General features: G+C 35.1%; 19 protein-coding genes and 2 pseudogenes. 8 read left to right on the top strand and 13 right to left on the bottom strand.

Going from position 1 to position 20,043, the window contains the following annotated elements; translation table 11 throughout:
• Window positions 1-591 precede the first annotated feature (591 nt).
• Window positions 592-2,118, top strand: coding sequence for an FAD-dependent oxidoreductase (locus CN288_RS12915; protein WP_026592580.1), 1,527 nt, complete (start codon window positions 592-594; stop codon window positions 2,116-2,118).
• 186 nt (window positions 2,119-2,304) lie between these two features.
• Here the strand turns inward: CN288_RS12915 and CN288_RS12910 are convergent, their stop codons facing one another.
• Complete coding sequence (locus tag CN288_RS12910) at window positions 2,305-3,084, bottom strand: nucleotidyltransferase domain-containing protein (protein ID WP_026592581.1); 780 nt, start codon at window positions 3,082-3,084, stop codon at window positions 2,305-2,307.
• Window positions 3,085-3,195: 111 nt separating this feature from the next.
• Window positions 3,196-4,314 (bottom strand): PRK06851 family protein, encoded by a 1,119-nt coding sequence (locus CN288_RS12905; RefSeq protein ID WP_170833677.1) that lies wholly within the window; start codon window positions 4,312-4,314, stop codon window positions 3,196-3,198.
• A gap of 82 nt (window positions 4,315-4,396) precedes the next feature.
• Here CN288_RS12905 and CN288_RS28300 point away from each other — a divergent pair.
• Window positions 4,397-4,480, top strand: a pseudogene (locus CN288_RS28300) (cyclase family protein); the annotation flags it as partial.
• A 22-nt stretch (window positions 4,481-4,502) separates the two neighbouring features.
• Here CN288_RS28300 and CN288_RS12895 read toward each other — a convergent pair.
• The 6 genes from CN288_RS12895 to CN288_RS12870 all read right to left on the bottom strand — a co-directional run bounded on the left by CN288_RS12895 (window position 4,503) and on the right by CN288_RS12870 (window position 9,242).
• Entirely contained in the window at window positions 4,503-4,883 is a 381-nt protein-coding gene (locus tag CN288_RS12895; protein WP_026592583.1) for a hypothetical protein, read from the bottom strand.
• Between the two features lie 346 nt (window positions 4,884-5,229).
• On the bottom strand, window positions 5,230-6,495 hold the full coding sequence (locus tag CN288_RS12890; RefSeq protein ID WP_026592584.1) for a hypothetical protein: 1,266 nt from the start codon (window positions 6,493-6,495) through the stop codon (window positions 5,230-5,232).
• Between the two features lie 269 nt (window positions 6,496-6,764).
• On the bottom strand, window positions 6,765-7,433 hold the full coding sequence (locus tag CN288_RS12885) for a hypothetical protein (RefSeq protein ID WP_026592585.1): 669 nt from the start codon (window positions 7,431-7,433) through the stop codon (window positions 6,765-6,767).
• A gap of 238 nt (window positions 7,434-7,671) precedes the next feature.
• The gene (locus CN288_RS12880; protein WP_090692528.1) at window positions 7,672-8,124 is read right to left on the bottom strand and encodes a spore coat protein; all 453 of its coding nucleotides are present in this window, start codon (window positions 8,122-8,124) and stop codon (window positions 7,672-7,674) included.
• A gap of 37 nt (window positions 8,125-8,161) precedes the next feature.
• The gene (locus CN288_RS12875; protein WP_026592587.1) at window positions 8,162-8,668 is read right to left on the bottom strand and encodes a hypothetical protein; all 507 of its coding nucleotides are present in this window, start codon (window positions 8,666-8,668) and stop codon (window positions 8,162-8,164) included.
• Window positions 8,669-9,002: 334 nt separating this feature from the next.
• Window positions 9,003-9,242 carry a helix-turn-helix domain-containing protein gene (locus CN288_RS12870; RefSeq protein WP_090692530.1) on the bottom strand — a complete coding sequence of 80 codons (240 nt, stop codon included), beginning with the start codon at window positions 9,240-9,242 and terminating at the stop codon, window positions 9,003-9,005.
• A gap of 153 nt (window positions 9,243-9,395) precedes the next feature.
• Here CN288_RS12870 and CN288_RS12865 point away from each other — a divergent pair, with 153 nt between their 5' ends.
• Complete coding sequence (locus CN288_RS12865; RefSeq protein WP_098302386.1) at window positions 9,396-9,764, top strand: hypothetical protein; 369 nt, start codon at window positions 9,396-9,398, stop codon at window positions 9,762-9,764.
• A 178-nt stretch (window positions 9,765-9,942) separates the two neighbouring features.
• Here CN288_RS12865 and CN288_RS12860 read toward each other — a convergent pair whose 3' ends face one another.
• A complete protein-coding gene (locus CN288_RS12860) occupies window positions 9,943-10,992 on the bottom strand; it encodes an NAD(P)/FAD-dependent oxidoreductase (RefSeq protein WP_026592590.1) in 1,050 nt (349 codons plus the stop codon).
• A gap of 324 nt (window positions 10,993-11,316) precedes the next feature.
• Between CN288_RS12860 and CN288_RS12855 the strand changes: the two genes are divergently transcribed.
• From CN288_RS12855 to CN288_RS12845, 3 genes are read left to right on the top strand one after another with little or no spacing between them, the layout of a single operon-like run.
• Window positions 11,317-12,240, top strand: coding sequence for an iron-hydroxamate ABC transporter substrate-binding protein (locus tag CN288_RS12855; RefSeq protein WP_026592591.1), 924 nt, complete (start codon window positions 11,317-11,319; stop codon window positions 12,238-12,240).
• Between the two features lie 48 nt (window positions 12,241-12,288).
• On the top strand, window positions 12,289-13,323 hold the full coding sequence (locus CN288_RS12850) for a FecCD family ABC transporter permease (RefSeq protein ID WP_141527961.1): 1,035 nt from the start codon (window positions 12,289-12,291) through the stop codon (window positions 13,321-13,323).
• Window positions 13,320-14,321 (top strand): FecCD family ABC transporter permease, encoded by a 1,002-nt coding sequence (locus CN288_RS12845; RefSeq protein WP_026592593.1) that lies wholly within the window; start codon window positions 13,320-13,322, stop codon window positions 14,319-14,321. Before CN288_RS12850 ends, CN288_RS12845 begins: the two co-directional genes overlap by 4 nt.
• Window positions 14,322-14,348: 27 nt before the next feature.
• Here the strand turns inward: CN288_RS12845 and CN288_RS12840 are convergent.
• Window positions 14,349-14,507, bottom strand: a pseudogene (locus tag CN288_RS12840) (DeoR/GlpR family DNA-binding transcription regulator); the annotation flags it as partial.
• A gap of 353 nt (window positions 14,508-14,860) precedes the next feature.
• Between CN288_RS12840 and ahpC the strand changes: the two are divergent.
• Together ahpC and ahpF are read left to right on the top strand one after the other, a co-directional pair.
• Window positions 14,861-15,424 (top strand): alkyl hydroperoxide reductase subunit C, encoded by a 564-nt coding sequence (gene ahpC / locus CN288_RS12830; RefSeq protein ID WP_026592594.1) that lies wholly within the window; start codon window positions 14,861-14,863, stop codon window positions 15,422-15,424.
• Window positions 15,425-15,438: 14 nt separating this feature from the next.
• A complete protein-coding gene (gene ahpF / locus CN288_RS12825) occupies window positions 15,439-16,965 on the top strand; it encodes an alkyl hydroperoxide reductase subunit F (RefSeq protein ID WP_026592595.1) in 1,527 nt (508 codons plus the stop codon).
• Between the two features lie 52 nt (window positions 16,966-17,017).
• On the opposite strand, the gene CN288_RS12820 is transcribed toward ahpF, so the two are convergent.
• The 3 genes from CN288_RS12820 to CN288_RS12810 all read right to left on the bottom strand — a co-directional run bounded on the left by CN288_RS12820 (window position 17,018) and on the right by CN288_RS12810 (window position 19,910).
• Entirely contained in the window at window positions 17,018-17,626 is a 609-nt protein-coding gene (locus tag CN288_RS12820; protein WP_098302384.1) for an SAM-dependent methyltransferase, read from the bottom strand.
• A gap of 498 nt (window positions 17,627-18,124) precedes the next feature.
• A complete protein-coding gene (locus CN288_RS12815; protein ID WP_026592597.1) occupies window positions 18,125-18,988 on the bottom strand; it encodes a MurR/RpiR family transcriptional regulator in 864 nt (287 codons plus the stop codon).
• Window positions 18,989-19,013: 25 nt separating this feature from the next.
• Complete coding sequence (locus CN288_RS12810; RefSeq protein ID WP_098302383.1) at window positions 19,014-19,910, bottom strand: N-acetylglucosamine kinase; 897 nt, start codon at window positions 19,908-19,910, stop codon at window positions 19,014-19,016.
• Window positions 19,911-20,043: the final 133 nt, after the last annotated feature.

Genomic DNA, 20,043 nt, shown 5'->3' with positions numbered 1-20,043 from the left:
GCCCCTTTCTTATGCCGCGCTTACGCAACTTGCATAAATCAATTCTTGTTTCCAGATTGATAACACTAGGTAATTACAAAAAGCATTTATAATAAGCAAATCATACTCACTCATTTTCGCTTTTATTATCAATGAAAAACATTTCTCTTTTTACTCTTTATCAACCTTTCCACATGATGAATCATATCAATAGACTTTCTGTATTGTCAATAACTTTTATGACCTAGTAATAAAATGTGGTTGTATTTTCATAATAATATTTTATTTTACCAAAGGAAAAACATAGATTTCATAAGCTTTTATCCATTATATATATAAATACTTTCACATATACGAAAATCAGCTTCATACAAGAGTAGCTTATATGTGAGCATAAATAATCCTTTATAAAATTGGCTATCATTTAAAATATCTTTATGACAAAACACACATTTTAAATTATACCAAAATAATATTTTTGTTTTACAAATATTTAAAACTTATTCTTAACTGTACAGTATCCCTTCTTCTGAAGTAAAAGTAATCTACATGAATTTGATAAAGGTTGGAAAAATTAAGTAGTACATTATTTTAAAACAGGAGGATCATACGATGGCAAACCATTCATTTCCCAAATTTCCAGAACCATATTGGCGTGACTCTACTTCACTCCCTATTTTCCCCAAGTTATCCGAAAATATAAAAACAGAAGTCGCGATTATCGGCGCTGGAATTACAGGTATCACAACTGCTTATTTACTTGCAAAAGAGGGCTTGAAAGTTGTTTTAATCGATTCTGGAAATATTTTAAATGGAACGACAGGCCATACGACCGCAAAGATTACAGCACAACACGATCTCATTTATGATGAGCTAATTCATCATTTGGGGGCTGATCAAGCTCGCCTATACTATGAGGCAAATGAAAAAGCATTACAATTTATAAAAGAAACAGTTAAAACAAATAACATTGACTGTGATTTTACTGAAGAAAATGCCTACTTATATACAAACTGCAATGACGGATTACGGAAATTAACAAAAGAATACGAAGCTTATAAAAAGCTAAATATTCCTTGTGACTATGTAGAGTCCATTCCACTTCCGATCTCAGTTCAGGCGGCACTTGTTATGAAAAACCAAGCACAATTCCATCCTCTTCATTATTTAAAAAATCTAGTAGAACAGTTTATTGAAGCAGGTGGAACAATCTATGAACAAACCACTGCAATTGATATCGAAAAAGGTTTCTATCCACAAGTCATTACAAAAGATGGTCATCGCATTACATGTGGATATGTCGTTTCCTGTTCCCATTTTCCTTTCTATGATGCGAACAGCTTTTTCTTCGCAAGAATGTATGCAGAGCGTTCCTATGTTCTAGCAATCAAAGCGAAAAAAGATTATCCCGGAGGCATGTATTTAAGCATAGACAACCCTACACGCTCCTTACGCTACACAACAATGAATGGAGAAAAACTTATTCTTGTTGGTGGTGAAAGCCATAAAACAGGACAAGGAATCAATACAATGCTTCATTATGAAGCACTGTACTCTTTCGCAGAAGAAACATTTGGAATAGATGAAATTCCTTATAGATGGTCCACACAAGACTTAATTACTCTAGATAAACTTCCTTACATTGGGCATATCAATGAAAGGAATCCAAACATATTTGTTGCAACAGGCTATCGGAAATGGGGGATGACAACGGGAACTGCTGCAGCGCAGCTATTAAAAGCCTCGATTACAAAAACAGATAGTCCCTACAAAGAACTCTTTGCTCCATCACGATTCCATGCAGATTCAGATATAAAAACATTTGTTTCTCAAAATCTTGATGTGGCAAAACATTTAATTGAAGGAAAGCTAGAGTTTGCTTTGCGTAAACCAGAAGATCTTGAAAATGGCGAGGGTGCCGTTGTAAGAGTAAACGGAAAACGTGCAGGTGCTTATAAAGATGATGAAGGAAAACTACATATTGTTGATACGACATGTACACACCTTGGCTGTGAAGTAGAATGGAACGGCGGTGATTGTACGTGGGATTGTCCTTGTCACGGATCACGTTTTTCAATTGAAGGAGATGTGATTGAAGGGCCTGCGGATAAGCCATTAAAACGGGTTGATGGAGAATAAATTCCTGTAAGCTAAAATTGACTCATACAGAAAAACGTTTCTTTTTGTATGAGTCAATTTATTATGTAAGTACACTTATTTAGGCGAAACGTACATCAGTGGGGATTTACAGAGAGTTTATCTCCTACCTAATTCTCTAGCTCTCACTTTGTTTTGACGTATCATCTAAAAAAGCAGCACACCAAATTATCGGTGCTCTGTTCCTCTCTTAAATAATATATCCCTAAATAAATCATTCAACTTCTCAACTTCAATGCCCTTTCCCTTTTCAATTTCTTTTACATATTCTTGATAATAAGAAATCTGCTCCTCCAAGAATTCATTTAATAATGTAATTTTCGGGCCAGCATCCAGCTCGACACCACTTTTTTTCTTTATTAGTAAATCATTAATCTCAGCTAGAAGATTTTGTTTTAACGCCAGTTCATTCATTAACTCCTCAAACTCTACAGGCGGCAATGTCCCTTTCTCTTCTAACCATTTGCAAGCTAAAATAGGACGTAATACATAGAAGTATTTTTTTAACTTCACACTCTCTTCTTGTAGAAATTCACGATAGTTTTTTGAAGCCATATGTAAGTAATGATACATTGTTGCCTTTGGATCAAAATCATCTTCGCTTATTTTTTGTAAACGTTCTGGAAGATCCGAGTTCTTAGAGTAAAAGATTGGCGAACGGATCCACTCTAATAATGCAGGATTTGATTTTGCAAATAGCTGCAAGGCTTTTCGAATATCCCAGCCACTTATATCCAATGCATCACTAATTGGATATTCAATGACATCACGCTTCTCATTAATAGATAAATACCAATCTACTTGATGAATATATACAAATCTAACATCATAGTCACTATCTTTCGACGGAAATCCCCATGCCCGGCTTCCAGATTCTACTGCAAATAAAATGTTCACATCGTTCTCTTTCTCGATTTTCTCTAATTCCAATTGAATTTTATCTCTCATATGTATCACCCTCATATTCTGATCATTTCCCTGGAAATTCGACAACTATAATACTAATTCTACTACATTTCAAAACAGCTGTCAGGAATTACCTGACAGCCCGAAACTTTCCTACTTTTGTTTCTGAGTATCAACCTCTGCAAGTCGCTCAAATTCTCTTTGTATTTCTTTTTTATATTCCTCTACCTTTGAAAAGTCCATAGCAGCAATATAAATCCGCTCTAACTTATCTCGTACTGCTTTTGCTTTTGCCAAGAAGGACATCGCCTCATTCATTTTTGTTTTATATTGAATCGAAACATTGCGAATTTCTGTAGCATATTTTTCATCTGTTCCGGGATTAACAATGAGATCATACATATCAATAACCTTGTCACCTTCTCGCTCTGGAAAATACTCATGTGGTGCTGTGCTGTCAAAGATTGCAAATCCCAACTCTCTTACAATAATCATATCTAGACTATTTGGATCAAATCCACAATGATATACTTCAACTTCAAAACCTTTTTCTTCTGCTGCCGCTGCTATTTTTTTTAACATCGTAGATTTCCCTGACCCAGGGCGCCCTTTTATAAAGTAACGATGAGGAATCCCTTCAGTTAAATTCGGAACAAAATCAACCGCACCTTTTGGTGTCGCTGCTCCTAAGAAACGGTGCTTTACAACCGCCTGCATTCCTTTGTTAGTTGCAAATAACTTTTGTATAAGCTGATTTGTTACTTCATTTGCTTTTTCAAAATCAATATTATCAATATAAATTTTCTCCCAATCATCGTGTATAGCTAATGCCTCTTTGAAACAAGCATACGCTGATTGAAAGGCACCGCTGGCTTCCGATATATAACGTGTAATCGCATCTTTATGCTTTCGTAACTTTTCTGAATCCCAAGCAACGCCTAAGTTTACATATTCTTCTACAACTCCAGGTGTTTTTGGCTCAATGACATGTGGTGCTGTTCCATCTACAATTCCTACTTTTAATTTGGGGATAATAACACCATCGATGGATTTGTTATCAGAAGAACAATGCAAAAATTCAATATCATATCCTCTTCCAGTCCACTCATGCCCAATCGCTTTCATCAGTGAGGATTTCCCTGTCCCTGGACCACCTTTCAAAATGAACAGCCTTTCCAATCCACTTAAGTTTTCCTCGTATAGACTATAAAAACCTCTAGCTGTATTACCACCAGCATAATAATTTAAAATCTTCCCTGTCACTGCACTCACTCCTTTGCAGCAGTTTACTTACATAAACCACCATATGCTGGAATCCTTAGTTGGGTGAATACCTATTTTTATTCTTGTAACAAAACGCTTTTTCTTTTCAGCAGCACCATTAAAAATTAAAAATAGTGACGGCGCTTTTGCTAGAGCATTCGCGGTTATTTTCTAATTCAACAAAAAAGCAGAGATCATCATTGATCTCTGCTTCGATATTTTCGATTCAAATTAAGAAAAAACTGTTCAACCCGAGGACGAATCCAGGCAAAATAGTCTTTATCTTTCTTTTTCGTACAAATAATTTCTTCTCCATCAACCATTCCGACAAGCTCTAGTTCTAACAATTGCCTCGCAAATTCCAAAATATTTACTTCTTCTTTTGGATACTCTTCCTTTAGCTTTTCTTCAATTTCTCCCAATAAAAAGCCGTCACGCATCATTGCAAGTGCATCAATGCAAAGTGGCGGCATTTCATATTTTTCTCCTGTAATTGTATCTTTTACAATATAATTCTTTTGATCTTTTTGAAATTGAATCGTGTGTAAACATACGGTCGAATTTAATGTTAGTTCCATCGTACCACCTCTGTCATAATATCAACATAGAAAAAAGGATGCATGTGCACCCCTCTTTTTTAATTCACATAAACCCAACTTGTTATAACCATTCGTACAAGTAAAAACTACAAACCGGTACATGAGTAATAAAACTTCATGTCGATATTTTCCTCCATTATAAACTAAGTATTTTATAAAAAAAAGCATTCTTGTAACTTTTCATAAAATGTTTATATTTACACAACAAGAGCACTTTTCTGAAAAGTACTCTTGTTTTTAAATTCTATATATTTGGCAAGGTTCCTTGGCTTTTTCCCTGTACCAATATAATAAAGGGAGTGCCCCTTCTTTAACAAATAGTTAATTAGATCCACTTCACTCGCTCATGAAGCAATCCATCTGTAAATGAATTATCACCTATCACAAAATCGTTCATATAAACACGTAAATATTCACCATATTTGCTTTTTGTATTAAGTAATAATTCCTCAACATAATATGCACCTGGTGAAAATATATCTAACAGCAGGCTGGACAATCCAGCATAAATGCCACAACCAACCTGAAAATAAGTTGCATTCGTCTTATATTTCTGAAAAACCTCACTACTATTCATTACATTATACATATATTTTTCATTGTCTTCATAAACAAGTAACACACCAACTAAATCCTCTCCAGCTATTTCGTCCTCTGCCGGATTAAAAACCTTTCGATTCCAATTCCATAATTTATCCACATCATCTAGATTTTTTCGAATTAAATCTGTTGTATATTCATTAATACGGTAAAGGAAACCTACTTCCATATCAAATGTTTTTCCAAGAATAAGAACTTCTTCATGTGGCATTAGACAACCATGAAACTCTTTCTCTCCTAATCTCACCTTATACTCCGAAGCATATACATCCTCATAAAAATAGATTGGTCGATGATGACTTACATACATTGGATAACTTAATATCGCTTCATCAAGAAAACGTTCTACAGCCCATGAAGCATAAAGAGTATTTGGTTTTATAAGATTTTGGTCTGCAAAGAAAGAATAATCATGCTCTATAATATAACATGCTCGTGGCTTTTTCTCTGGTTGTTCTTTCATAAGCTGTACAACCATCCATTGAACAACACCAGGATTCATTCCTGATCCTATAATAGCTCTTGTGTTTGTAAATTTATTTTTTTCCTTTTCAAATCTCGTATAGCGTTCCGTAAGCTGAAAACCCATTAAACTATCATCTTGATCAACCTGTTCATTCTCTAAAGCTGAATTTATATAAGCAATTCCTAATTCATTACAACAACTCAGTATACTAATCGTATCTGCTCCAGAAACGTCGATAACTACACCAGTATCCGTTTGCTGTAAATGCTGTTTAAACAGTACCGAATTTTGAAGATTTATTTCATGAAGAAAGAATTTGTCCTTCAAGTTTGGAAATAATTCATCATAATAATTTTTTTCCTTTTGCTTTATATCAACAAGATGAAACTTTAAATCTTTTATCACGGAATAAATAGGATCATTGATATTTACCACAGATTGGTTTAACACTGCCAATACTGCTTTAGCTGCTCCACCGCCACTACCAAGTAATGTAATTGAAAATGAATGTTTAAGCTGACTCACTTTGAAAACTCCTTTAATATTTAATTAGATAATACATAATTTATTCAATTTTGAAAGGGTAGCTTGGACATAATAAACATGCTCGTACACATTTTTTATTATGAAAATATGCCTTATTAACTCATAACTCTATAAATACAAATTGAAAAAACGACATGTAACCTTTCTTTTTAGGTTGAAGTACTACTCCCCATCCGAATGGGAAGACAAAAATAGGCTTGCTTTTTCTTTTACATGCATAAAAGAAAAAGCAAGCCATCATAACAAACTTACGGAAAATGAACCGATTTTACATGTTGAATATTTAAATATACTTTTTCATCACGCGCCTTAATCAATTCAATATGACCGTCTTCAATTTTTGTCATCTTCCCTATTTTATTTGAGAGCTCTCCTAAATCGAACACTATAATTTTCCCTGCTACTTTGATTAGCTGTTCTTCAAATGTTCTAGCTAGTGTAATATTTAATGGATTAACTGGAAGTTCATTTTTATTGAGGGCATACGGAATTTGATTTTCTTGATAGGGGATTAACCATTTTAAATGTTTTAAAGAAACATATACTGTTTTGTACACGGGGCTATAGAATACTAAATAGTCATTCATAATACTTGTAACATAACCATGAATAGCGTAATCACCAGCTACATAAATCTCCGTAAAGATCCCTTTCGATGTACTCAAGACTTTCCTTAGCGAAATTGATGGTGACTCTCTTTTAATAACAGAATCTGTTTCTGGCTTTTGTATTTCGGCCATAGGACTCTCCAAAAATTTATAATATTGAATATGATATGAAGAAATATAGATATAATCTTTCCCATCATAAATAACGACAATATCATTGCCTACATCAATTAATAATCCTTTAAACCTTTTCTCACCGATTAATTTAACATAGATATATTCTCCAATATTTTTGCTTAGGTCATTCATCTGTGTCCTCCTTTCTACAAATACTAATTTTGACAATATCGCTAAAAATAAGATTGATTATGACCTATTTACAGCACACATTGCTTTTTCATATTTCTAATGACGGAATACAAACATGATCCATTTCTCACAAAAAATGTGCGGGACATGTAACCAATATTATAAGAAAAAACAAGACCTATTGAGCAGTCTCCATTCTCGACCCTTGTTTCCATATGCCCCTTCTTATTTTTAATAATTAATTTTCTTCTTCATTTTTCTTATTTTTAGTAATTTGATTTACATTTTTAATGTGAAATGTAACAATATAAATCACTTCATCGCGGTTCACTAATGTAATATATTCATCATTCACTTCACTTAATATACCTTCAACACTCTCTGGACCACCACGATTAATTTTTACCCACTTATGCTTCAAAGTAGCAAGTATATCTTGAAAAGCTTGCCCCGTCACATATGGCTGCTCGATAAAGTTAGCGGCAACACCTAGTTCTTTTGCTTTATTTATCACGCTTTTAACATGCTCTTGTTGATAATAAACAACTTCACCCGTATTGGCTTGAAGAACAAGATAGTCATCTCCAACCGCTAACAACACACCAGTTCGACTCTCTGGTCCGCCGAGGTTCACTTTTACTCCTTGATACACCAAGCCTTTAATTTGATTGAAAGGCTGTATATTTTTCAATTCCACTCCTCCTTTTCCTCTTTTTCCTTCTTTATCATTATCGGTTTCGACTCGACTGTCTTGTTGCTCTTGCTCTATATTGTTGATTATTTGATTGATTATCTTCATCCTCTTCTGCTTGTACTTGTAAACCGTAATTTATGCTTTTAATATGATAATGAGCAATCTGTACAACTTCCTCTTTTACGATTAATGTTACAAATTCACAAGATACATCTTGTAAAATCCCTTCAATTTTTTCAGGACCACCGCGATTAATTTTCACCCAACGATATTTTAAGTTTTGGAGTAAGCCGTGAAAATCATCACTTTCTACAAATGTTGGTAAACTTACAATTTCCACACCGCTCTCCTTTACATTCCTTGTAATACTTTTAATATGCTCTAACTGATAATAGAAAACCGTTCCACTTTCACTTAACAAGACAAAGTAATCAGAATAAACCGAAACCACTGTACCTTTTTGGGACTCTGGTCCACCTCGATTCACTCTAACACTCTCTCCAATCAATCCATACAGCAAATCACTACTAAGCTCGCTCATGAGAAAACTCCTTTCATTCATTTATAAGTCGTTTGCACTGATAGTATATGTATCTGTACATGTTACGTTCTCTATGATTGTCCCATTATATAAAAATATGTTTTTAACACGGAGGTACATTTATCCAATATGTATGTCTCTTATGTACAAAAGACTAACAGGGCTCCTATCAATACCTGGCATGATATTGGCCTCCATTTATGCACATTCTTTTACTATTTCCGCATAAAAAAATACCGTTTCAAGATACTGATTCTACACATCTTGAAACGGTATTTTTAAAAACGATTCTGTATAGCTTTTCATAGGATACTACACCATAGACCCATGAATTTTAATCTTCGTCTTTTACATCCATATCCTCTGGAATTGGCTCATTTAATATTTCTTCTACTAACTGCTTATATTTTTCCATCTGCTCTAAATGCGTATTGAACTGTTCTTTATTCAGCAAATATTGCTCACCGTCATATACGGCTCGAATTCGTTTTTGCTGAATCAATTCTTCAATGTAAGCTTCCGGAAGATTTAAATATTCTGCTGCTTCTTTTACCGTTATATACAATTGTTTCATTCCCTTATTATTTTTTATGTCTAGATCATTATAAAAGATTTTGTAAATACAAATCAAAAAGCAGGTAGATGCATTCCATATCTTGTATAGTAATATAGAGGATATAAAAAATACAGATGGCACTTATCCATTTACAAAAAGGGGAGTTAACATATGGCTACTCATCACATCATTACAATGTTAGAGCAAGCATTACAATCTGAAACAACAAACACCGCTGCTCAGCTTTCTAAAGATTTACCAAAAAGAATTATTGGGCAAAGAAAGGCTATAAATGAAAACGTGAACTATAGTACAATTGGAGAATGGTATCAAAATCATTTCTTATTCCAACAAGATGATTTTCTTTGGGCTAAATATGCTTACTATGATGCATACTGCGAGGCATTACAAAATCAGGGCCGACTTACAAAACGTGTACGTCACATACTAGAATCTGTTGCTAGAAAACATGGTAAACAATACATTGCCTCTGTGCAAAACAAGCAATTTCCTGATCATTACGCACAAGGAACAGCATGATTTTCCTTGCCTTAAGAAAATAGATAAACACCCAGCCTACTTCCTTACTTAATAAAGATAAGAAAGTAACTGGGTGTTTATCTACTACAAAGATATTTATTTCAAATCCCTCATCATTCATTTACGCATTTTTCTCTATTCATTTCTTTCTTTTCTTTGGCCTTCTTAACACAACCCATTATTTCACCATTTGCTTAATAAGTTCTCGGTTACGCTGTTTGAAAACATCATTATGTGAAGAAACCATTCCATATTCACTCGCATCTGGCTGAATAAATTGTTTCGCCTTATTTACAGCATTGCCACCATCTTGGAAGGCCCCAGCAATTAAGTGCAATTTCCCTTCATGCTTTAGAATATCCCCAGCAGCATATAACCCTTCTATGGAAGATTCACTGCTTGCACTCCCAGCAATAAAATAATTATCAACGATTTCAACATTTAGCTCACTATTTTCCAATAACGTCATATCACGTTCATACCCATGATTAATAATGATTTCATCAATAGATAAATGAGAAACTTCACCTGTTTCTTGATTCGTTAACTCAATATATTCAATTACTTCGTGATTATCATCAGCCATCAACTTTGTAATAGACGTATTAAAGAAACACTCTACCGAACTATTCATAAGTTGAGTAACTTGTGCTTCGTGGCCAGCTAAAGCATCTTTTCTATATGTTAAATAAACCTTTTTCGCAATGGGTTCTAATTCATTTGCCCAATCTATCGCAGAGTTTCCTCCTCCTGAAATAATTACAGTCTTATCTTTAAAACGCTTTAAGGATTTTACAGTATAATTTAAATTTGAGACTTCAAACCTCTCTGCACCTTCAATTGCTAACTTTTGTGGCTTCAATATTCCACTTCCAGTAGCTACAATAACTGTTTTTGAAAAATGCTTTTGACCAGAGAAAGTTGTTAGTATAAAAATTCCCTCTTCATTCCGAGTGATTGATTCTACCTTTTCATTCAACACTACTTTTGGATGAAATGTTAACCCTTGCTCCACAAGTTGCTCAATTAACCGCGCTCCAGTAACTGGTGGCAATCCCCCGATATCCCAAATCATTTTTTCCGGATAAACATGTATCTTTCCACCTAACTGTGGCTGAAATTCAATTATCTTTGTTTTCATTTCTCTTAGTCCACTATAAAACGCTGAGTAAAGCCCTGCTGGACCTCCTCCAATCACGGTCACATCAAATAACTCTTCTTGATTCATTTCCGTTCACTCCTCATTCATTGAACAAAATTGATTATCATTATCAATAAAATATATCTTTTTTTCGTTAAATTTACAATTAAAAATACTATTGACAAGACAAAAAGATAAAATTATATTATTTAAAGGGTTAATATTGATAATCATTATCAATATGTAAACTATTAACAAAATTGGTAGGAAAATAAAGATTCATTTTTAGATCAATCAAGTATTTTATTCTTATAAATCTCGATATCAAGATTTATAAGAATAATTAATAGCGAGACACTTAGCTTGTTAGAAATCTATACATTACAAACACTTTATAGAAGGAGAAGAAAAATGAAAAAATTATTCATTTCACTTACAGTTCTATTTGTACTCGCTATGAGTGCTTGTAGCAATGGCTCTACAGATAAGAAAAACGCTTCAAATGCAAAGGAAAGTAAAACAGAAACAGTTACATACCAATCCGAAAACGGGAAAGTTGAAGTTCCCGCAAATCCAAAACGTGTTGTTGTACTATCATCATTCGCAGGTAACGTAATGTCTTTAGGTGTAAATCTTGTTGGTGTAGATTCTTGGTCTAAAATGAATCCACGTTTCGAGAAACAATTAAAAGATGTTACAGAAGTATCTGATGAAAATATTGAAAAAATCATCGAATTAAATCCAGATTTAATCATTGGTTTATCAAACGTTAAAAATATCGATAAGTTAAAGAAAATCGCTCCTACTGTAACATTCACATATGGAAAAGTAGACTACTTAACACAACATTTAGAAATCGGTAAACTACTAAATAAAGAAAAAGAAGCACAAGCTTGGGTCGATGATTTCAAAAAACGTGCACAAACTGCAGGAAAAGATATTAAAGCAAAAATTGGTGAAGATACAACCGTTTCTGTTATCGAAAACTTTGACAAACAAATTTATGTATTTGGTGATAACTGGGGACGTGGAACGGAAATTCTTTATCAAGAAATGAAATTAAAAATGCCTGAAAAAGTAAAAGAAAAAGCGCAAAAAGATGGATACTATGCATTATCTGCTGAGGTTCTACCTGAATATGCTGGAGATTACTTAATCGTAAGTAAAAACAATGATGCAAATAATTCATTCCAAGAAACAGAATCGTATAAAAATATTCCAGCTGTTAAAAACAATAAAGTTTTTGAAGTAAATGCAAAAGAATTCTACTTTAATGATCCAATTACGTTAGATTTTCAATTAGATTTCTTCAAAAAAAGCTTTCTTGGTAAATAATACAACAATGAGGAATTCTTATTTTAAGAATTCCTCTTCCTTTATTCTATGAAAAGAAAAGATGTGAAACTGATGACAAAAGACAATCTACGTTCCACCTCCTTTATATACAAGTTCATTTTAGGAATCATTATGTTCTTCCTTATTTTTATGCTTGCCATGGTATTTGGCGCAGCAGATACCACCATACAAGATGTATGGACCGCACTTACTTCTAACGCTACTGGAGAAAAGCTCTCCCTCATCCGTGAACTTCGGCTACCCCGTGAAATTGCAGCCATTTTTGTTGGAGCTGGGCTCGCTGTTTCTGGTGCAATTATGCAAGGCATAACGCGAAATCCACTCGCTGATCCAGGATTACTTGGGCTAACTGGTGGCGCCAACGCTGCCTTGGCGATTACAATTGCCTTTATCCCTTCTGCAAACTATTTTCATATAATGATTGCTTGTTTTATTGGTGCCGCTGTCGGGGCCATTATGGTCTTCGGAATTGGTATGATGAAAAAAGGTGGCCTTTCTCCTCTTCGTATTGTACTCGCTGGTGCCGCGGTTTCAGCATTTTTAATCGCGATTTCAGAGGGCATTGGGATTTACTTTAAAATTTCACAAGATGTATCTATGTGGACTGCCGGAGGAGTAATCGGAACATCATGGAGCCAACTGCAGGTCATTGTTCCAGTTATTTCAATTAGTATATTCATAGCAATCTTATTTTCAAAGAAACTGACTATTCTTAGCCTAAGCGAAGAAGTTGCAGTCGGATTAGGTCAAAAAATTATCGTCATTAAAATCATTCTTTTTATCGTTATCATTTTACTTGCTGGTGCTTCTGTTGCACTTGTTGGAAATACGGCATTTATAGGTTTAATGGTACCTCATATGGTCCGTCCTATTGTCGGACCTGACTATCGGTTTGTTATACCGATGTCTGCCATTACCGGTGCTTCTTTTATGTTATTAGCAGACACACTTGGACGTACAATCAACGCACCGTATGAGACGCCAATCGCTGCAATTATCGCAATAGTAGGCTTACCATTCTTCCTATTTATCGTACGCAAAGGAGGAAGATCGTTCTCATGATTCAACAATCTAAAAAACAACGAGTAATTGTGCTCATCTTACTTATACTTATTGCAACAACCATCACAATTGGAATGGGCCTAGGGGCTGCTTCGCTATCCTATGATAGGCTACTGCCGACACTTTTTGGCCAAGGCACATTTAAAGAAGAGTTTATTTTATTTTCTCTTCGATTACCTAGAATTGTAATTACACTATTAGCTGGTATGGCCCTTGCACTATCAGGAGCTATACTACAAGGCATAACGCGTAATGATTTAGCTGAACCTGGTATTATCGGTATTAATTCAGGAGCAGGTGTTGCAATTGCCCTTTTCTTTTTATATTTTCCAATAGATGCAGGGTCATTTGTTTACTCACTACCAATTGTTGGATTTATCGGCGCCTTTATTACAGCTTGTCTCATCTATGCATTTTCATATAGTAAAACTGCCGGACTTCAGCCCATAAGACTGACACTAACAGGAATTGGATTTTCATTCGCTCTTTCTGGAATAATGATTGTACTTATTTCATCTGCTGAACGTGCAAAAGTAGACTTTATCGCAAAGTGGATTGCTGGTAACATTTGGGGGGACGACTGGATTTTTGTTTTCGCACTCCTTCCATGGTTAGCTGTGCTCATTCCATTTACTCTCTATAAAGCAAATCGATTGAATCTCCTTGCATTAAACGAGCATGTAGCAATTGGTGTTGGTGTTGCACTCGAAAAAGAACGCCGCTCACTCCTTATAGCAGCCGTTGCATTAGCTGCTTCTGCCGTTTCGGTCACAGGAGGAATCGCCTTTATCGGACTCATGGCTCCTCACATCGCAAAATCTTTAGTCGGGCCGAGACATCAATTATTTATTCCTGTAGCCATTCTAATCGGTGGCTGGTTATTGTTACTGGCAGACACGGTTGGTCGTAATATTGTAGAACCAAGCGGTATTCCTGCTGGGATTATGGTTGCTTTAATTGGAGCTCCTTATTTTATGTATTTGTTGCTTAAAAAATAAAAAACCCCCTTGAGAATGAATTTTTTCTCAAGGGGGTTTTTGTTCACTTGATTTGCTAAGCATTGCTTGTTTCGCTTCCCCTTCATCGATAGACGTATCTGTCAAACCTTCATGAAAGCTCAGCGTTTTACTTGAAATAAAGGCTTTATCAATATAAATTGACTCTAAATACTGTTTTAAAGAAGCTCCCCTAACAGATAAAAATTTTCACTAAATGAGGTTATGGAAAAAGACCGGCTTGAAATTTCAAATAATATTCAAATTAGAGTTAGCGTTATTGATGGTATCTTTTACTATAATAGAATGAAAGGAAATAATAAATTTTACCAGTATCGCATCTATTTTAAGGGAAAAAACATTACATTTCTAAAACAATTGATAATTATTTTCAATAAAGTTATACATTTCCCTTGACAAAATAAACAATTTTATATGATAATTAATATCGAATTAGAATTATTATTGTTAATTTAAAAACTTTATTCTATGAGCAAGCTAATCTATAATGCTCAAAACCCACATTTAGGAGGAATTTTAATATGTTATTAATCGGAACAGAAGTAAAACCGTTTAAAGCGAATGCTTACCATAATGGAGAGTTTATCCAAGTTACTGACGAAAGTTTCAAAGGAAAATGGAGCGTAGTTTGCTTCTACCCAGCAGACTTCACATTCGTATGCCCAACTGAACTTGAAGATTTACAAAACCAATACGGGGCTTTAAAAGAACTAGGCGCTGAAGTATACTCTGTATCTACAGACACTCACTTCACACATAAAGCATGGCATGATAGCTCAGAAACTATCGGCAAAATCGAATACATTATGATCGGCGACCCTACTCGCACAATCACTAGCAACTTCGACGTATTAGTTGAAGAAGAAGGTCTTGCTGCTCGTGCTACATTCATCATCGATCCAGACGGCGTTATCCAATCTGTGGAAATCAATGCTGACGGTATCGGCCGCGATGCAAGCATCCTTGCTAACAAAATTAAAGCAGCACAATACGTTCGTAACAATCCAGGCGAAGTTTGCCCAGCTAAATGGAAAGAAGGATCTGCAACACTTAAACCAAGCCTTGACCTTGTAGGCAAAATCTAAGGAGCCTGATCAAAATGATACTAGATGCAGATATAAAAACACAACTAACCCAATACCTTCAATTAATGGAGAACGATATTCTACTTAAAGTTAGCGCAGGATCCGATGACGTATCTAAAGATATGTTAGCTCTAGTAGATGAATTAGCTACTATGTCATCTAAGATTACAGTGGAAAAAGCTGAGCTTGAAAGAACACCAAGCTTTAGCGTAAATCGCATCGGTGAAGACACTGGAGTAACTTTCGCTGGTATTCCTTTAGGACACGAATTTACTTCATTAGTGTTAGCGTTACTACAAGTGAGTGGACGTGCTCCAAAAGTTGAACAAAAAGTAATCGATCAAGTTAAAAACATTCAAGGTGAATATCATTTTGAATCTTATATCAGCTTAAGCTGTCATAACTGCCCGGATGTTGTACAAGCACTTAATGTAATGAGCGTTCTTAACCCTGGTATTACACATACTATGATTGACGGCGCTGCATTTAAAGAAGAAGTGGAAAGCAAAGACATCATGGCAGTACCAACTGTTTACTTAAATGGTGAATCCTTCGGCAGTGGTCGTATGACACTTGAAGAAATTCTAGCTAAGATGGGTAATGGTCCTGACGCATCAGAGTTTTCTGATAAAGATCCATACGACGTTCTTGTTGTTGGTGGCGGTCCAGCTGGTGCAAGTGCAGCAATTTACGCAGCACGTAAAGGCATCCGCACAGGTATCGTTGCTGAGCGCTTCGGTGGTCAAGTAATGGATACAATGGGCATTGAGAACTTCATTAGCGTAAAACGCACTGAAGGTCCTAAGCTAGTAGCAAGCCTTGAAGAGCACGTAAAAGAGTACGATATTGATGTAATGAAATTACAACGTGCGAAACGGTTAGAAAAGAAAGAACTTATTGAAGTGGAACTTGAAAATGGCGCTGTTCTGAAAAGTAAGAGCGTAATCATTTCAACAGGTGCTCGTTGGCGCAATGTTGGCGTACCAGGTGAAGCTGAGTTCAAAAACAAAGGTGTAGCATACTGCCCTCACTGTGACGGTCCACTATTCGCTGGAAAACACGTAGCAGTTATCGGCGGCGGTAACTCTGGTATTGAAGCTGCAATCGACTTAGCAGGTATCGTAAAACACGTAACTGTTCTTGAGTTCATGCCAGAATTAAAAGCTGATGCTGTCTTGCAAGAACGTCTTTACAGCCTACCTAACGTAACGGTTCTAAAGAACGTTCAAACAAAAGAAATTACTGGTACTGACACAGTAAACGGTATTTCTTATATCGATCGTGAAACTGAAGAAGTTCATCATATTGAACTTCAAGGTGTATTCGTTCAAATCGGTCTTGTACCAAACACAGATTGGTTAGGCGATACTGTTGAACGTGTTCGCGGTGAAATCGTAACAGACAAGCACGGTGCTACAAATGTACCGGGAGTGTTTGCTGCAGGCGACTGTACAAATAATCCGTACAAACAAATCATTATTTCTATGGGATCAGGAGCGAATGCAGCTTTAGGTGCATTTGATTATCTAATCCGAAATTAATGAACTGATATGAACTTTACAAAAGCGGGTGTCTTATCGACACCTGCTTTCTTTATAATTCTAATCTATAAACTAAAAACCTCTCATTCCCGTTCTTTTCATAAGCTCCAGGCAATCTAACTTCCTTGTTCAGGTCAAAAGCAGTCTGATTCTCTAAGAAAAAGATATAATCTTCCGACGGATAATACAAAATAAGTTCAACATCCCTCTCTACTTCTTCTACCGAAAGCAAAATGTTATTCACTACGTTCATAAATACTTGCACTGAAAATGGATTAAAGAAATAAAATCGATTATCACGTGGATCAATTTCATATTCTTGTGCTAAACAACATTGAAATTGAACTTTATCCTTAATATTCTTTGATTTTCTTGCATAACGCTCACGGTTTTCCATTGCTTCCTTATAGCACTCTTCATTCATTTCAATCCCAACTGCCGAAGCACCGCACTTATGATGCATATAAAAGTTTAGTCGCCCTTTTCCGCACCCAAAGTCTACTATTCGATCATTACTACTTATTTCATATTGATTCAACAGTTCTTCTAGACCACTATATGGCGTTGGTTCATAGCGATGATAATGTAAAGATTTATTAAATCCTTTTTGTTCTCCAACTGTTTTTATATTTAATACCGCGTCATAATATTGTTCGTTCATGTGTTCACCCTACTCTCTACAAAAAGAATCTTGATACAATCCAGAATCTTTTCGATTTTCCGTCTTTTATTTTCTACGGAATCCAAATTACATGCGATCCAATTTTATCATATGAATCAATTTCATAATTTCCAATTCTAATATACCAAGGATTTTGAGGACACAAAAAGGAGTACTATTCCAAATTTTTGTATAATGCAAATAACGACACAAACCAAAAACAAGAGAAGCCGTTAATTTCCTCTATGCCTATTATATGATTTAGAGTTAATAAGACGATTCCAAACGTTTTTTCTATCTTGATCATCGAACCTCCTATCGAAAGTACTTCAAAATCTTGTCTTGATGGCGATGCTATGATTCTTCTAATAGTAAAAGTTATACAAAGAAAAAAGCCTTATCTTAAATAGACATAGGCTCTTTAAATAACAGTTCAATAACTACGCAGCAAAAATCACAGGTAAATAATTTGTAATGAGATTTATTACACTTTATATCTTAGAAGGATTTTTTTCCTGTGAATCTTAATACTGATTCTCTTGAACGTTCAATTTCTTTAATATTTTCATCATAATATTTTGATGCATATGCATAAAAGATTATGTCAATAGTCAGAAATTGTGCGAATAACGAACTAGTTGCTGCACTACGAAATTTTGCCTCTGGTGCACGAACATGTTGCAAAGACATATCGACTTTGTTAGTTAATCTGTTATTACCAAATCGTGATAATCCAATTGTTTGAATACCAGATGCTTTAGCAATATCAACAAGTTGCAGTACTTCTTCAGTTTCTCCACTATTAGATATACTGAAAAAAACACAATTTTTTGTGGATGCAGCAAGTGCTGTCGCCATGATATGTGCGTCTTGATTTGCACTTACAATCTTTCCTAAACGTAACCATTTATGAGTAATATCTTCCGCAACAAGCCATGAAGCTCCTAATCCATAGGCATAAATAACATCAGCATTTCTCATAGTTTCAACAATTTGATTAAGAATAACTTCATCTAAATAAATCGCTGTTTCTTGTATCGCCTGTACAGAGTTAGAAACTATTTTTTCTTTAATTTCCGCTATTGTTTCATTTGGTTCAATATCATAAAAACCTTTCTTCTCTGGTTGTGAGATATACGATGATAGAGATACCTTTAACTCCGAAAAACTAGCAATTTCGATAGAACGACAAAGTCTAGTGACCGCCGAACTACTAGCATTAGCATGCGCAGCTAATTCATGTATAGTCATTCTAATCACTTCTTGAGGATTGTCTAAAATATATTGTGCTATTTTCCCTTCAGACTTTGGTAATTGATGTAATAAACTCTCGATTTTTAACAATACATTTACAACATGCATATTGAATGGCTCCCTTACCTTTTAATTAACTCATATATTTCAGAGCTAAATAATATCCCCCTAATGTAGATGATACATCTTCTAAAATAAATTGGACTTTCGGTTTTTCTTGTTTAATATTTTCAATAAAGGCGGTTTGTACAGACGGTATATTAGTTAATATGCCCCCTTTAATAGCAATTGTAACATCGTTATCAAAATTTAGTTTCTTCCAAACAGCAAGCGTAGTCTTGGCAAGGTGATAGCCCGCTTGCTTGAGAATATTCTCTGCAAAACCATCTCCTGCTTTTGCTTGTTGAACGATTATTGGAACAAATGACGCAATATCCGCTTTAGTTGAGGAATAAATAAATGTTTTTAATTCTAGTACATTCTGATAACCAAGTTTTGTTAGTACCAACTTAGTTAGGTCACTATAATTCCCTTCCCCATCTTCCTCTTGCGTCATTTTAATAAAAGCCTGCATAGCAATCCAATACCCACTTCCTCCATCTCCAAGAATATGTCCCCAACCACCTGCTAATTTTTCAATACCATTATGAATTCCAATACTAACAGAACCGGTTCCTGAAATTGTTAAAATACCATCTTTCCCTTTTAGTAAAGCTGCATGTGCAATAATTCCATCATTGACTATCGTAAACGGGATATGAAACGCCTCAGAGAGAGCATCTTTTATACCTTTTGTATTTTTAACCCCTCCATACCCGGCCAATCCTAGGCATATATACTGGCATTCTTCCTTTTTTAAAGGAACTAAGCATTGTTCAATCGCACTAATAATATTATGCATAGCTTGTTTTTCATCTAAAAGTAAATTTCCGAACCCTGCTTTACCCTCACTTATTTTTTCACCATTTAAATTATAAGCTACCGCTTCCGTTTTAGTACCTCCACCGTCTACTCCAATAATATAACTCATACTGGTTCCTCCTTGTGTATAAAGTGAAACTTTAATTAGTGGGGGTTTTCTTCATCCCCCACTGATTATCAGCCCTCACCAATCGGGCTTTTACGGACAGTCGATCTCCCACCTACCTTCTTTGCTTTTGCCG

This window comes from Bacillus sp. AFS023182, from assembly GCF_002560575.1.
Taxonomy (GTDB): Bacteria; Bacillota; Bacilli; order Bacillales; family Bacillaceae_G; genus Bacillus_A; species Bacillus_A arachidis.
Note: the sequence above shows the minus strand (reverse complement) of the source record. Positions and strands in the feature narration are given on the sequence as shown.